Origin of the sequence: uncultured Chloroflexus sp., from assembly GCF_938091255.1 — a bacterium.
Taxonomy (GTDB): Bacteria; Chloroflexota; Chloroflexia; order Chloroflexales; family Chloroflexaceae; genus Chloroflexus.
On the sequence record NZ_CALLJH010000068.1, the window covers coordinates 17033 to 33400 of the forward strand.

At 56.5% G+C, this 16368-nt stretch carries 5 protein-coding genes; 1 reads left to right on the forward strand and 4 read right to left on the reverse strand.

What is annotated here, in order from left to right:
* Positions 1–23: 23 nt before the first annotated feature.
* The 4 genes from Q1A00_RS17775 to Q1A00_RS17790 form a co-directional block, all read right to left on the reverse strand.
* On the reverse strand, positions 24–1019 hold the full coding sequence (locus tag Q1A00_RS17775) for a zinc-binding dehydrogenase (RefSeq protein WP_298403118.1): 996 nt from the start codon (positions 1017–1019) through the stop codon (positions 24–26).
* A gap of 84 nt (positions 1020–1103) precedes the next feature.
* Positions 1104–1592, reverse strand: coding sequence for a 2-vinyl bacteriochlorophyllide hydratase (gene bchF / locus Q1A00_RS17780; protein ID WP_298403117.1), 489 nt, complete (start codon positions 1590–1592; stop codon positions 1104–1106).
* 22 nt (positions 1593–1614) lie between these two features.
* A complete protein-coding gene (locus Q1A00_RS17785; protein WP_298403116.1) occupies positions 1615–2415 on the reverse strand; it encodes a class I SAM-dependent methyltransferase in 801 nt (266 codons plus the stop codon).
* 98 nt (positions 2416–2513) lie between these two features.
* Positions 2514–3872 (reverse strand): BCD family MFS transporter, encoded by a 1359-nt coding sequence (locus Q1A00_RS17790; RefSeq protein ID WP_299758230.1) that lies wholly within the window; start codon positions 3870–3872, stop codon positions 2514–2516.
* 800 nt (positions 3873–4672) lie between these two features.
* On the opposite strand from Q1A00_RS17790, the gene Q1A00_RS17795 reads away from it, so the two are divergent.
* On the forward strand, positions 4673–16368 hold an 11696-nt coding region (locus Q1A00_RS17795; protein ID WP_299758233.1), incomplete at its 3' end, for an SdrD B-like domain-containing protein.

Genomic DNA, 16368 nt, shown 5'->3' on the forward strand with positions numbered 1-16368 from the left:
GTCTCTTTCTAGGTGGAATGTCGTTATGCCCCTTCCGGCCCATTTCCGTTTTGTGGCCACGTCACAACCACTTTCAAGCAAGCCGGATCTTCCAACGCCAGCCGATACGCGGCTTGAATCCGGTCGAGCGGTACATAGTGCGTGAGTAGACCAGCGACATTCAATTCACCATTCGCGAGCAAGTCGCGCACCCGCGGTAAATCGCCGTCGGGGCCAAATTCCCATTCACGGGCAACTAAGATCTGTGCTTCACGCATAAAGACCGGCGCGTAGGGAATATTGATATGTTCGTAGTAGCCGAGCAACACGACGCGACCATGGTTGGCGAGCAGCGGCAACGCTCCGGCGAGCGCCCCCATCGAGCCGGTCGCTTCGATCAGCACATCAACCTTCGACTCGCCAATGGCCTCATCGAGCGACTCGCGGGTAACATCGATCACTTGATCGGCTTGGCTCGCCTCCAACCGAATAGCAACGCGGTCAGCGACGGCCACATGCTGCGCACCGACGAGTTTTGCCAGCCGCGCTGCCAATTGGCCGACAATACCTTGCCCCAACACAAGTACCCGATCAGTTCGTCGGATTTGCCCAATCTTTACGCCATGCAATGCGGTTGCCGCCAGTGCTAACAGTACGCCGGTCGCCGGATCGATCGATCCTAACGGCACGACCCGCTCATGTTCGGCGGTGATATACTCGCTCTGCCCGCCCCACGCTGCATTGACACCGCGAAAACAACGCGCGCCGCCAATGTATACCCACTGACCAAGCAATTCCTTCGGCGCTTTGCTACCAACTTGCACCACCTGCCCAACGGTCTCGTAGCCGGGTACGACTGGGAAGAGGAGTTGCGGTTGCGGCAGACGACCATCGAGCAGCATCCGTTCAGTACCGGCGCTGATCGAGGTAAAGGCCGTCCTGATCAGCACATCACCGGCTTTCGGCTCATTGACCTGCACCGTGCGAATCTCGATCGTGTTCCGTTTCGGGATGACTACCGCGCGCGACTTGATCGGCATACAGTCGATCGCTTTCTAGTACGCCGAAGCGTAATCTCTGCTCAGTGACACAGCCAACCTCGAACGATGGCTTCAACTTCATTGCTACTGCGCCTTCGCTGCGCTAGCCGACTGCGCCCGTAATTGCGCTTCAAGCAGGCGCCGTTCTTTAGCCGAACGGATCCCGCGCCAGAGGAATTGGCCAGCGTTGAACAAATAGGTGACATACGCAAAGACCATCACCCACATCACGGTGCGGCTATCGAGGTGGAGCCACACCGCCACGAAATAGGCGTTGTGGGTGATGATGGCTATCAGATTCCCTAAGTCTTCCCAGAAGAACTCGGGCGCCATAAAATATTTGCCGTAGATGTCGTGTTCCCACAGCATGCCGGTGATGGTCAATGCCCAAATCAGTGCAATCTTGATCCACACACTGACAGTAGCGATCCAGTATCCTTCACCGGTTGCAAGGTACCGTATGACGAGAGCAAAGCTGATGATAAAGACGATGAATTGAATCGGAGCCAGAATAAATTGGGCTTTTGTCCACGGCGAGCGGTTACGTCGCTCCAATTGTTCGGGCGTGTACATACGATCCTCCACCTCATCCGCGCTATGCCGGCGTTGCGATACTGGTACGGCTAACTGTCAGCAGAAAGCGATGTTCAACGAGCTGCGGTTCGTGAAGATCAGACCAGCGCTGGCTCGCCCACGTTTGCACTCGTTTGATCGCCTGTTGCAAGACCTCGTCGTCGAGTGCCCACGTTTCGGCGTCAATCCGGTCGGCCATGCCGGCAATGACCTCGGCAGGGCTGATTGCCCGTTCCCAGCGCGCTGCTGTGATCGGTTCACCTGCCGGTGCGCCCAATTTGGCGAGGTGTTGCGTAACCGCAGCACCGGCGCCGGGAGGGCGCGCGCCGGGCAACAATTCCATGACTGCCTGCCGCAATTGCCCGCGCAGTAGGCCGACGCACGATGCTGGATCGCGCCAATCGATCCCCTGAATGATGACCCCACCCGGCTTGACGACACGCACCATTTCTGCGAGTGCCGTCCGCCAGTCAGAGAGGAGATGCAGCACATGCACTGCTAGTGCCGCATCGAAGGTTGCGGTGGTAAAGGGCAAGGTTTGAGCGTCGGCCTTAACCAGCCGTAGTGGTACACCGGCTTGTGCAGCTCGTTCACGGGCGGTTGCTAACATCGCGGTTGAGAGGTCAATACCGGTAACCTGCGCTCCGGCTGCCGCCGTTGGCAGTGCGATCCGGCCACTGCCAATCCCGATCTCAAGCACCTGCGCGCCAATTCCAGTCTGAGAGACAATTGCTTGCCCAATCGCTATCGCTACCTCTGGCGAATGGCCGCGCTGTGCGTCGTAGACATCGGCAATCTTGTCAAAAGCAATCTCGATCGCCATACCGACTCGATCTTTCCAGTGACGCGGGCCGCTGGTCGTGTGCCCGCGTCAGTGTGCGAAACTCACCGTCAAAGCCTAGCAGACAAGACCGTGCTATCCTACGAGGCCGTATCCATAGCCAACGCTGCGGTTAGGTCTTGCCGCGTCAAGCCTTTGAACTCTTGCACCGAGATGCCGCGCAAAATGCCGATGGCGATAACCATCAATAGTGCCTCTAGCCCGAAGACTAAGCCATACCCCATAGCTGGGGTAACGATGCCGCTTTCAATCATAACCGTGTGCCCCAGCCCGCTGAGCACATTCGCAAAGCCGTTACCGAGGCCCTGCGCCATCCCCCACATGCCCATATAGAGACCGGTCTGCCCTTCGACCGTCATCTCCATCATCATTGCTAATGCGCCAACGTTGAAGAGGCCGATGCCTAAACCCATTATCACGAGTGCAGGCTGGATAATTTCACGGTGGTGGCTTAGGGCCGAGATCATAAGGAGTGCTAAGCCGCCGGCCACACCCAGACCGCCAAGTGTGGCGATGGTCTTTTTCTGAATGGAAAAGATACTCGATAAAATACCGATACCGAGCATACCGATCAATGCTCCTGCACCCCACATTTGCTGGAACGCCGCTGTGTCTTTTTGTGGCATCTCAAAGACTTCGGCGCCGAATGGTTCAAGAATAGCGTCTTGGAGGAAAATGCCCATTATTGCCAGCAGTACAAAGGCGAAGAAGCCGCGTACCTGTGGATTGCGCCCCATCAGGCCGGTTGCCACCCGCCACGTCTCCAGCGGGCCAGCCTCGCCCTTTTCCGGTGCGGCTAGCAGCAGTTTGCGGTGCTCTTCTGGGGTAATTGGTTTCTCAAGACCGACCACGCCGAGCAGGACGGTGATGGTCACGATGATTGGTGTGAGGTTGTACAGGTATTGCATCGCTTCGGGTGAGTATTGGGGCATAATCACCCGTGACACTCCCGCCGAGACGATTCCGCTGATGATTACCGTCGCCCAGATGAACGCCACCACTGCGCCACGCTCTTTCGGCGTTGTTACCTCGGCGATCAGCGCATTCGATGAGCTGCCGTTCATCGCCATCAGCACGCCAAAGAGGAAGATCAACCCGAAGGCTTCAAGTGTAGCTGCCAGCGACCGTTCGCCTAGCCCAACCGCAATGCTTGGCAGGGCCGTAAAGATCAGCGCGGCCCCAACATTTGACAGAATGACATACGGTGTGCGTCGTAGCCCAAAGATGGGGTAACGGTCGGTGAAGCGACCCCAGTAGACTTGGAAGAACGAGATGAAGTGGTGTAGGCCGATCAGTGTAGTGACAATCACTGCCATTGCACCGAGGTCGGCGATCGTGACCCGGTTGAAGTTGAACGTCAACAGCGCGAACATCCATCCGGCGCCTACCCGCATGAGCGAGAGACGAAAGGTTTTGACGGCGAAACGGAGCAGACCCATCACGCACACCTTTCTAGTTGGTTAGATGAAACGAATGACCTGTAGCGCAGACTGCGTACTACTTTTTTCGGGTGCAACGACTAACTTGCTGTTGGCAGACGCGGCAACCTATCATTGTAGATAATGGAGGCGTTCGGGATGTGCTTTTCGCCGTGAGTATAGCATATATTACAGGTGTGTGCAATATTTGCAAAAATTGTGCAATCGCTTGTCAACTTCAAAATTTTGCATATATGCTATTTCTTAGACGTTGGAACTCAGTAGCTCAAATGTGATCATTTTCTTTACCCCTTTGGAAAGCTCAATCACATAAGTGAAATCTCAATTAAACAGGTATAATTATCAATTGCACGGCACTCGGTACTATCTGGGCAGCGAATAGTCTCGTAGTTGGTTGTGAACTCTCTACGCAAAAGTAAGATGGTTGCGACGTGCTGTTTTTGGTGAATAGGCAACGCCCCTAGAGTCGCACGGAAGCGCAGCTCTAACATCGAACGGCGAATGTTGCATAGTTCTACCGGACGCAGGGCATGCCCCTCACCCCGATCCTCTCCCCGTGGGAAAGAGGGGGGAAGGGGACTGGCGGTGCCGGGGGGCATACCCCTCACCCCGACCCTCTTCCCTACGGGAAGAGAAGCATCGTGTCATTACACTCTCTTTTTACTGCTGCGTGTATCCCTAAGTAGTTGGTAATGCACTGGTTCGCGCCGAAGATATACTTGACCTAGACATTTCGGTCGGCCTTCGGCTGATTCCGAAAGCCATCGCAGTAGTACACGTTGTTGGTAAAGGTTAGTTTCATGGTAAACCTCGCTGTAGTGCGCCGCTCGTTGCTTAGTCTGTTGTTAATCGTCGCTGTTGCCTTTGTTGGTCTCAGACCAGATGTAGCGTTTGCCAACGCTACAGTTAACATAGTGCTTAGCACCAATTTTCCAGTAGTGAATAGCGGCGATTGGTCGGTGATTAACGTTGATTACAGTTGTTCAAGTGTTGTTAATACCCCATGTGAAAATGCGACCGTTACAGTTGTTCTCCCACCCGAATTAGCCGGCGGCGCCGGTGATGTCCAAGCCCTTGGTTCCGGCACGTCACCATCGTATAATCCGGCCACCCGCACGGTGACATGGGCTTTCAATGCGCCATTAGCCGCCGGTGACTCTGGGCGACTCGAATTGCGGGTGCGCTTCCCCGCCGGCACTACCCCCGATGGCACCACCGCCACCCTGCGTGCCGAGATGCGCTCGACCACTGCGCCACCACGGCTCTCGAACCCGCTGACGATTACAGCCCGCGCTGAACCGCGTGCCGTCGTAACCAAGACCTTTGTCTCCGGTGGTGCGCCTGATGTGCCGACGACCTATCAGGTGCAGGTTTGTATCCCGAATAATGGTTCTGGTTCGCTTAATCTAACGAATGTCCAGATTGTTGATACCCTGCCCGCTGGTGCTACGTTTGTGAGCGCTTCAGATGGCGGTACCTATAATCCGACCACCAATACGGTGACGTGGCCAGCGACTAGCCTAACTGTGCCGAGTAGTCTCTGCGCTACCCGTACAGTAGTTGTTGTGTTTCCGTCCGCCTCATTCCCGGTGGGTACGGAAGTGCGCAACATGGCTGATGTGACGGCCCAAGCCGGTTCGGTGACATTGACCCTGACTGATGATGACGTGCGCCGTATCCAGCCGCCTACGCCCGGTTTGGGTTCGACTAAAACCGGCCCTAACTCAGCTTTGGTCGGCGATACCGTGACCTATACGCTCAGTGCCGTTAATACCGGGACGACGCCGCTTAGTGATGTGGTGATTACTGACCCGGTACCGCCGGAGTTGCAGGTGACACGCTTGACCGTGCATGGTGGCAATATGCCGGGGATCAGGGTTGCGCTCGAATATACGACGAACCTTAACGCAACCTTTACCGCTGTACCCGGCAGTCCCTTTACTAGCACAAGCTGTGTCAATATTGCCCCCGCGAGTGGCGGCGGGTGTGCAACGCTGACGTTAGCTGCCGGTGAGCAGATTACTGCTGTTCGCTGGCGCTATCTTGATCCGCTGCCGTTTGGCTTCAGTGCCACCGGTCATGGGTTCAGTGCCGTAGTCGCCGCAAGTCCGGTAAATGCGGTTATTGTCAATCAAGCGACCAGTGCGTATACCTTTAATGGTTTTACTTCTACTCGGCTCAGTGAAGTGCGTACCCGGATTATCGAACCCGGTGCGCGCGCGATTGTTAACAAGGCGGTTGATCCGGCGATTGCGTATGCCGGTGATACAGTTGAGTATACGGTGACTCTGCGTAATGAGCAGGTCGGTAGCCCTGCTGCCACGCTGGTCAATCCGGTACTGGCCGATTTGCTGGTGACGAGCCTGAATTATGTGCCCGGCAGTTGGTCAGTGGTGTCGCGCCCCGCCGGTGCGCCTGATCCGGTCTTCGAGACTATCCCGAATTACAACGGCACCGGCCGCACCTTGCTGCGCTGGCGCTGGGATAGTTACGGCTTGCCGCCGAATGAGTCGTTTATCATTCGTTTCCAAGCACGCATTGATCCGCGCACATTGAGTGGAACGATTAACAATGCTGCTGCACTGGCTGGCTTTGCTAACCAGCCCGGCGAAATCTTTATCGATCGGTGTAGTCAGCAAACGCCTGATACCTATGACTTTGATGGTGATGGTAATATCACCGAGCTACTTTGCACGTCGTCAATTACGAGCCTGAGTTTAGCCGCAGCAGCGAACGCTAGCTCGGCGAAGTGGGTGATGGGTCAGCTCGATAGCGGATGGTCGCGCGATCCAGATGTTGGTCAGACAACGCCCGGTGGTATGGCCGATTACCGTTTGATCATTACCAACACCAATTCGGTCGCGCTGACCAATCTGGTGTTGATCGATATTTTGCCGTGGGTGGGCGATGTTGGCGTGGTGCGCTTTACCGATCCACGCGACAGCCAGTGGCAGCCCTATTTGGCCGGTCCGATTAGCGTGCCTGATGGCGCGACAGTCTATTACAGCACGACCAATAATCCATGCCGGAATCCTGATCTCGGTCTGACCGACGTAGATGGGAATCCGATCGATTCACCCGGCTGTGTCGATCCGCTTTGGTCAACGTCGTTGCCGGCTGATATTACTACCGTGCGCTCGGTGCGGATCAATTTCGGTAATCGCATTTTGTATCCGCAAGATGCAGTCGAGATTGTGTGGCCAATGCGCGCACCGGTTGGTGGCACTCCCGGCGAGGTGGCTTGGAACTCGTTTGGCTACCGGGCCACTGATGTTAACGGCAACCCGCTGTTGGCCGCCGAGCCGCCGCGCGTCGGCATCGAACGTGGCGCCGTGATTCCGCCGTCGTATGGCAATTATGTTTGGCTTGATGCTAACCTTAATGGTGTCCAAGACCCCGGCGAAGGTGGGGTGAATGGTGCCAGGATCGATTTCTACGAGGATAACGATGGTATCCCCGGGCCGAGCGTTGGCGACCGCTGGGTTGGTTTTACGATCTCTGGCCCTGATAATGATGGTAATCCCGGCTTTTATCTCTTCTCTGATCCTGATGATATTCCGCCCGGTAATTATTACATTCAAGTGACACCGCCGGCTGGCTATGGCTTTACCTCGCCTGATCAAGGCAGTGATGACACGCGCGACTCCGACATCAACCCGACTTCGCGCTACAGTGCTGTGACCGAGCTGGTGTCTGGTGAGAATGATGATACGTGGGACGTTGGCTTGATCACCATGACGGCGGTCGGTAATTATGTTTGGATTGACCGCAATGGCAACGGGATTCAAGATGAACCTCCCGGCGATGGCGTCAATGGCGTGACCGTGCGGCTCTACCGGTCAGATAATACGCTGGTGGCGACGACCGTTACCGCTGATGACTTGCTTGGTAACCCCGGCTACTACATCTTTAGCGATCTTGCTCCGGGCAGTTACTTTGTTGAGTTTGTGTTGCCGACTGGGTTTAGCTTCACTACTGCTGACGCCGGTACGAATGACGAGCAAGACTCGGATGCCAATCAAACGACGGGTCGCACGACAGTCTTTACATTGGCAGCTAATCAGTTTGACCGCAGCCGTGATGCGGGTCTAGTTGCGCCGACTGGTACGCTCCGGCTGGGTAATCGAGTTTGGTACGACCGCGATAATGATGGTCGCTATGAGCCGGCGAATGGCGAAATCGGTATCAACGGTGTGTCGTTGAGCCTGTTCCGCGATGTCAACAACAATGGTCAGCCTGATGCCGGTGAATACCTTGGCAGCTCGGTGACGATGACGGTTAGCGGTGAAGCTGGGTATTACCAGTTTACCAATTTGCCGGCCGGCGACTACATTGTGGTGGTTGATGACAGCAATTTCGCCCCCGGCGGCGCCTTATTCGGTATGCGCACCAGCAGCGGCAACGATCCGGTGCCTGATCCCGATAACGATGTTGACCACGATGATAACGGCGATCTGATCGGCGGCGTTGTGCGCTCGTTGCCGATTACCCTTGCGGCAGGTAGCGAGCCGGTGAACGACGGCGATGATGCCAACGGTAACCAGACGCTCGATTTCGGCTTTATCAACGGCGCTGCGCTGGGTGATCGGGTTTGGTTCGATACGAACAATAACGGTATCCAAGACAATGGTGAACCCGGTGTGCCCGGGGTGACGGTTGAGTTGCTCGATGGCAGCGGTAATCCGATCGATAGCGATCCGGCGACTCCGGGTGTGCAACCGACCATTACCGTCACCGATGGCGCTGGCCGTTATGGCTTTACCGGTCTGAACGCTGATAGCTACCGCGTGCGCTTTAGCAATCTGCCCGCCGGTTATAGCTTCACCACGCCCGATCAAGGGGCGAACGATGCCCTCGATAGCGATGCTGACGCAACCGGTCTTACGGCGGTGATTACGCTGGCTGCCAATCAGACCGATCTGCGCTGGGATGCCGGTTTGGTAGCAACGCTCGCTAGCCTTGGCGATCGGGTGTGGAATGATCTTAACTACGACGGTATCCAAGATGCTGGTGAACCGGGTGTGAGTGGCGTGCAGGTGAGTCTCTTCCGGCCCGGTTATGATGGTGTTGCCGGCACTGCCGATGATGAGTTGGTGGCGACCACCACAACCGATAGCAACGGTAACTACAGCTTCACCAACCTGCCCCCCGGCCGCTACTTCGTCCAGTTTGGCTCGCCGCCGGCTGGGTATGCGCTAACAGCGACCGATCAAGGCACGGATGATGCTCTTGACAGTGATGCTGACCGCACCACTCGCCGCACTGCGCTGATCGATCTCGCACCGGGTCTGAACGATCCCAATTGGGATATGGGGGTGTTTGTCTTCGCCACTATCGGCGACCGCGTCTGGCGCGATACCAACAATAACGGTATCCAAGACGCTGGCGAACCGGGAGTGGGTGGTGTGCCGGTGACGCTCTACCGGCCCGGTAGCAGTGTGCCGGTGGCGACGACGACCACCAACAGCAGTGGGTTCTACACGTTTACCAACCTCATTCCTGCCGACTACTACGTCGAGTTTGGTCTGCCTAGTGGCTACCGTGCCAGCCCGCGCGACCAAGGCTCCGACGATACGCTTGATAGCGACGCTGATCCGGTCACACGCCAGACGGTTACGACTACCCTCGATCCGGGTGAGAATGATCTGACATGGGATTTTGGAATTGTGCCGACGGCCAGTATCGGTGATCGCGTGTGGCTTGATCTCAATGCGAACGGTATTCAGGATGCCAATGAGACGGCTGGCGTGCCCGGCGTGCAAGTGGTGCTCTACGATGGTGCTGGCAACGTCGTGAACACTACGGTCACTGATGTTGATGGCTTCTACCGCTTTGAAAATCTGTTGGCCGGCGACTATTACCTGCGCTTTGTCGTGCCCGCCAGTTATATCGTCAGCCCGCGGGATCAGGGTGGGAACGATAATGCCGACTCGGATGTTGATCCAACGACCTTCCAGACCGTGACCACTACGCTGAGTGCTGGTGAGAACGATCTGCGCTGGGATCTTGGCCTCTACCAGTTGGCTAGCATCGGCGATCGGGTCTGGCACGATGTCAACGGCAATGGTCGCCAAGACGGCGGCGAACCCGGTGTGCCGAATGTGCCGGTGTCGCTCTACCAACCCGGCCCCGACGGTTTGGCCGGTACCGCCGATGATGTGTTGGTGGGCGCTCCTACGCTGACCGATAGTAATGGCTTCTACCGCTTTGATAACTTGATGCCCGGCCGTTACTTCGTTCAGTTCGGCGTGGCTCCCGGCTACAGCTTGCTTAGCCCGCCCGACGCGGCGGAAGCGACCGATGAGACCGATAGCGATGTTGATAGCAACCGGCGCACTCCAATCGTTGAATTGGTGTCGAGCGCGGTGAACCTCTCGCTCGATATGGGTGTGCTGAACCCGGCCAGTCTGGGCAACTACGTCTGGTTTGATACTGATGTAGACGGTGTTCAGGATGTGGGCGAGAGCGGTGTGCAGGGTGTGCGAGTACGCCTCTTCACCCTCAGCGGTACGCCTATTATGACAACGACGACCGATGTCAATGGTGCGTATCTGTTCGAGAATATCCCGCCGGGAGAGTACTATGTCGTCTTTGATAACCTGCCGGCCAATCGTTCATTCACCCGCCTTGATCGAGGCAGTGACGATACGCTGGACAGCGACGCGAATCCGCTCGACGGGCGCACGGCGGTGGTGCGGCTTGCTTCGGGCGAGACGAACCTCACTGTTGATGCGGGTATCTTCGAGACCATCACAGTAGGTGATCGGGTCTGGATCGACCGCAACGCTGACGGTATTCAGGATGCCGCTGAAACGACCGGCGTGCCCGGTGTGCGCGTCGAATTGCTGCGTAATAGCGACAGCGCAGTGCTCGATGTTACGTACACCGACCTCAACGGTGAATATCGGTTTACTAATCTCTTCCCCGATACCTATCGCATTCGCTTCAGCGAAATTCCGACCGGCTACATCCGCAGTCCGCAGGATCAGGGTAGCGATGACCAGCTTGACAGCGATGCGAACAGTGACTTCGAGACGGCGCCGTTTACGCCACTGTCTGGCAATAATCTGCAATACGATCTCGGTCTCTACCAACTAGCTCGGATCGGCAACTTCGTATGGGAAGACCGCAACGGCAACGGTCGCCAAGATGCCGGCGAGCCGGGGATTGCCGGCGTAATAGTCACTCTGAACGGGACAACCGGCGCAGGTGATTCTGTTTCGCTGAGCACGACAACTGATGCCAATGGCTTTTACCTCTTCACCGACCTCGTTCCCGGTTCGTATACCGTCAGTGTGACTGCGCCGGATGGGTATGTCTTCACCGCGGCCGATCAGGGTGACGATCTCGGTGATTCTGATGCCAATCCAAGCGGGGTGATGGCGACGACTACGCTCGAATCGGGCGAGGAAGACCTGACGTGGGACGCCGGTCTCTACCGGCCGGCCAGCATTGGTAACTTTGTCTGGCGTGATACCAACGGCAACGGGTTGCAAGATGCCGGTGAGTTGGGGATCGATGGTGTTACAGTGACACTAACCGGTACCACCGGTGCGGGTGCTTCGGTGAATCAAACGACAACGACGTCTGGTGGTGGTTTCTACAGTTTCACCAATCTCGCCCCCGGTACCTACCAGATCACCGTCACCGCACCAAGTGGCGAAGTCTTTACTTACCGTGACATCACCGCTGCCGAGGTTGCCGGCGCAACCGACGCTAACGATAGTGATGCCGATGCAAGCGGTGCGATGATTGCTACGACACTCGAGTCGGGCGAGAACGATCTGACGTGGGATGCCGGTTTGGTGATTCCGGCCAGTGTCGGCGATTTCGTCTGGGAAGACCTCAATGGCAATGGTGTGCAAGAGGCTGGTGAACCCGGCTTTGCTAATGTAACCGTCGAGCTAATCGGTGCCGGACGCGACCGCATGTTTGGCACTGCCGATGATACTTTGGCCACAACCACCACGAATAGTGGTGGGATATACGGCTTTACCGGCCTGCAACCCGGTCTCTATCGCGTGCGCTTCACTCGTCCGAACGGCTACGGCTTCACGTTGGGTGATGCGACCGCAGCGACCGACGCAACCGACTCAGACGTGCCGGCTGGTGTAACTACCACTGCCACGACGATCACGATCGACCTTGAGTCGGGTGAGAACGATCTCACGTGGGATGCCGGTGTGTACCAACTGCTCTCGTTGGGCAATCGGGTTTGGGAAGATGTGAATAACAATGGCCAGCTTGATGCCGGCGAGAGTGGTATTAATGGCGTGACCGTGCGGCTCTACCGCGATCTCAACGGTGACGGCGATGTCAATGATGCCGGTGAGACGACCCCGGTTGCGACGACCACTACTAGCAATGGCGGCTACTACCTGTTTAGTGGGTTGGTGCAGGGCGATTATCTCGTTGAAGTGGTCTTGCCGAGCGGTTATGTCTCGAGCACGGGTACGAACGGTAGTGCCAGCGGCCTGTATGAGCCAGCGCCAAATGCCGACACCAACAATACCGACAGTGATGACAACGGTACCCAGAGCGGCAGCGTCGTGCGCAGCACGATTGTGGGCTTGCGACCTAACACCGAACCGACCGGTGAAACCGATCCGTTGCCCGCTGCGATCAGCGATCCAGCCCGCGATGAGAATAGTAATCTAACGGTTGATTTCGGCCTCTTCCGGCCTGCTCGGCTAGGCGATCTCGTCTGGTTTGACCGTGATGCCAATGGCGTGCAGAACGGCGGTGATGAAACTGGTATCAGCGGAGTGCAGGTGCAGCTCTTCCGTGACGCTGATGGCGATGGTCAGCCGAGCGCGGGTGATACGCTGATCGCCACCGTAACAACCGATACGGCTGGCAACTATAGCTTCGATTACCTTATCCCCGGTGATTACTACTTGGTCTTCGCGGTGCCCGCTGGCTACGTGCGTAGTCCGCAAGATCAAGGTGGAAATGATACCATTGACAGTGATCCTAATCAAACGAGCGGAGCAACCGAAGTAACAAGCCTTGTCGCTGGCCAGATCGATCTGACGTGGGATGCTGGTCTCTATCAGCGGGTCAATCTCGGTAATCAGGTCTGGAACGATGTCAACAACAACGGCCTGCTCGATAGCGGTGAAAGTGGCATTGACGGCGTTACCGTCAATCTCTACTACGATGCCAATCGCAACGGTGTGATCGATGGCGCTGAGAATACCCCATTTGCCACCGTGACCACCAGCGGCGGCGGCTTCTACAACTTCACCAATCTCGATCCGGGCAACTATCTGGTTGAGGTTCCGGCCAGTAACTTCGCTGCCGGTGGGCCATTAGGGCCAAGCGGAACTATGCCAGCCTTCCGTTCGAGCACGGGTACGAACGGCAGCGCTACCGGCCCCTACGAAGGTACGGCGACGCCAGATCCCGATAACAACGTTGATAACGACGACAACGGTACGACTGACGGTAGCGGCAACGTGCGTGCGGCTATGATCACGCTGCGCTCGCAAGATGAGCCAACCACCGACGGTGATGACGCCAACGGCAATCTGACCCTCGACTTCGGCTTCTTCCGGCCGTTGGCGTTAGGCAACTTTGTCTGGCACGACTATAACAACAACCGCACGGCTGATGTAGGCGAACCCGGTATCGACGGTGTGACAGTAGAACTCTACCGCGATACGAACGGTAACGGTACTTACGACGGTGCCAGCACTGATACGCTTGTGGCAACAACGACCACCACTAGTGGCGGCTTCTACCGCTTCGATAACCTTGCTCCCGGTGACTACATCGTGGTCATTCCGGCGAGCAACTTTGGCAGTGGCGGTGCATTGCGTTTCTTCCGCAGCAGCGATGGTGGCGATGTCAATGATGCTACGAACACGCCCGATCCCGATAATGATGCTGATAACGATGACAATGGCATCGGGCCAGATGTGCCGATCATGACCGATACCTCTGGTTCGGTTGCAAGTCGGGCGATTACCTTGAGCATTAACGGTGAGCCGACCGCTGAAGATGGCGACAGCAATACGAATCTCACGGTTGACTTCGGCTTCTACAGCTTGACCGTCGGCAATCGGGTCTGGATTGACAATAACAATAATGGTATCTTCGACCTCGGTGACATCAATGGCGGCTATGCGGATGGCCGTACAGTACGATTGTTGTACGATGCCAATGGTAATGAAGTGATTGACGGGAGTGAAGTAAGCGCAATCGCCACTTTGACAACCAGTAACAACGGACGTTACCTGTTTGGCGGCTTGCGCGACGGTGGCAGATACGCTATTCAGGTAGATACCAACGCTGATTACGTCTCTAGCACGGGCATAAATGGGATGGCGAACGGCCCGTATGAGCCGGGTCTCGATCCGGATACGAGCACGGTTGATAACGATGACAACGGTACGCAGGTTGGTAATAACGAGCGCAGTCCTGTCTTCACAGTGCGGGTCGGGATGATGCCCACCGGTGAGTCAGATACATTGATGCCCACCGGTATTACCAATCCGGCGCTTGACGCTAATAGCAATTTGACCATCGACTTTGGTCTGTTCGATGAAGCTCAGATCGGCGACCGCGTCTGGCTCGATGTGAATGGTAACGGTATTCAGGATGCGGGTGAAACAACCAATGTTGCCGGTGTGACGATCACCATCTATGACGCCACCACGAACCAGCCGCTCGACGGCGATCCGAACACGCCGGGCATCCAGCCGATCACGCGCACGTCTGTTGCAGCGGCAACGAGCTATCTCTTCAATCGCTTGATTGCTGGTAGCTACTATCTGGTCTTTAGCAATATTCCGTCGCAGTATGCGATCAGTCCGCTTGATCAGGGTTCTGATGATGCAGTTGACTCGGACGTTGATCCGGTAACGCTGCGTACAGCTTCTATTACGCTCGGCACAACCGACAATGACGATCTGCGTTGGGACCTCGGTCTTTACCCGCGGTTGACGCTAGGCAATCTGGTTTGGTACGACAGCAACGATAACGGTGTGGTTGATAGCGGCGAGAGCGGTATTGCCAATGTGCAGGTCGAACTTTACCGCGACAGCAATAGCAATGGTCAGCCCGACTCCGGCGAGTTCGTCACCTTCACCACAACCGACGCGAACGGCAACTATCTCTTTACCGGCCTCGAGCAGGGTGACTACATTGTGGTCATTCCGGCGAGCAACTTCGCGCTTGGTCAGCCGCTTTACCGCCATCGATCAAGTACCGGTGCCAATGGTGCAGCAAGCGGCCCGTATGAGCCGGCGCCTGATCCAGATAACAACGTCGATAACGATGACAACGGTACCGATACGCCAACAAGCGGTGTCGTGAGCGGTGTTATCACCCTCAATCCGTCGTTCGAGCCAACCACCGATGGTGATGACGCCAACGGCAATCTGACCCTCGACTTCGGCTTCTTCGAGCCGTTAACGCTGGGCAATCTGGTGTGGAACGATGCCAACAACGATGGTCAATTCAATAACGGCGAGACAGGTATTGACGGCGTGCGCGTCGAACTATATCTCGACAGCAACGGCAATGGTCAGGCCGAGGCGGGTGAATTCGTCACCTTCACCACCACAGCAGGCGGTGGTCTCTACACCTTCAGTGACTTGATCGAAGGCGACTACATTGTGCGCATTCCGGCCAGCCAGTTTACGACCGGCCAACCGCTGACAGGCTTCGTTTCGAGCACCGGCGTCAACGGCAGTGCTGCCGGTCCTTATGAAGGCGCGGCAACACCCGATCCGGATAACAACAGTGACAATGACGACAACGGTACGACTGATGCCAATGGCAATGTTGATAGCTTGCCGATCACGCTACGCCGTGGTAGCGAGCCAACCGATGATGGTGATGGTAACAACGGCAACCTAACAGTTGACTTTGGCTTCTTCCGCCATGCACGTCTCGGTGATCGCGTCTGGCACGATGTCAACGCTAACGGCGTACAAGACAGCGGTGAACTCGGCATTGCCAATGTGACTGTCGAATTGTTCAGCGCTGGTGACAATACACTAGTGGCGACGACGACAACCGACGCCAATGGTATCTATGGCTTCAGCCACTTGCTCCCCGGCAACTACTACGTGCGCTTTGCTCTGCCAACTGGCTACACCGACGTAAGCCCACGAGATCAGGGTAGCGACAACACGATCGACAGCGACGCCGATCCTGTCACTCGTCAGACAATGGTGATTGCCATAGCCGCTGGTGACAACGATCCAACGTGGGATATGGGCGTCTTCACCCGCGCCAGCGTCGGCAACTATGTCTGGGAAGACACGAACGGCAACGGCGTGCAAGACACTGGTGAGCCGGGGATCGGCGATGTGACCGTCACGCTCTACCGGGCTGATGGTTCGGTGGCCGAAACTGCTACAACCGCTGCTGATGGTTCGTACAGCTTCACCGGCCTTGTGCCCGGCGAATACTACCTTATCTTCAGCAACCTGCCGAGCGGCTATGTCTTCACCGCCGCCGATCAGGGCAGTGATAATGCGGTTGA

What these genes read in the sequence shown, in the direction of transcription:
- bchF (WP_298403117.1), bottom strand. Translation starts at nt 1,592, where the DNA reads ATGTACACGCCCGAACAATTGGAGCGACGTAACCGCTCGCCGTGGACA.
- Q1A00_RS17790 (WP_299758230.1), bottom strand. Translation starts at nt 3,872, where the DNA reads ATGGGTCTGCTCCGTTTCGCCGTCAAAACCTTTCGTCTCTCGCTCATG.
- Q1A00_RS17785 (WP_298403116.1), bottom strand. Translation starts at nt 2,415, where the DNA reads ATGGCGATCGAGATTGCTTTTGACAAGATTGCCGATGTCTACGACGCA.
- Q1A00_RS17775 (WP_298403118.1), bottom strand. Translation starts at nt 1,019, where the DNA reads ATGCCGATCAAGTCGCGCGCGGTAGTCATCCCGAAACGGAACACGATC.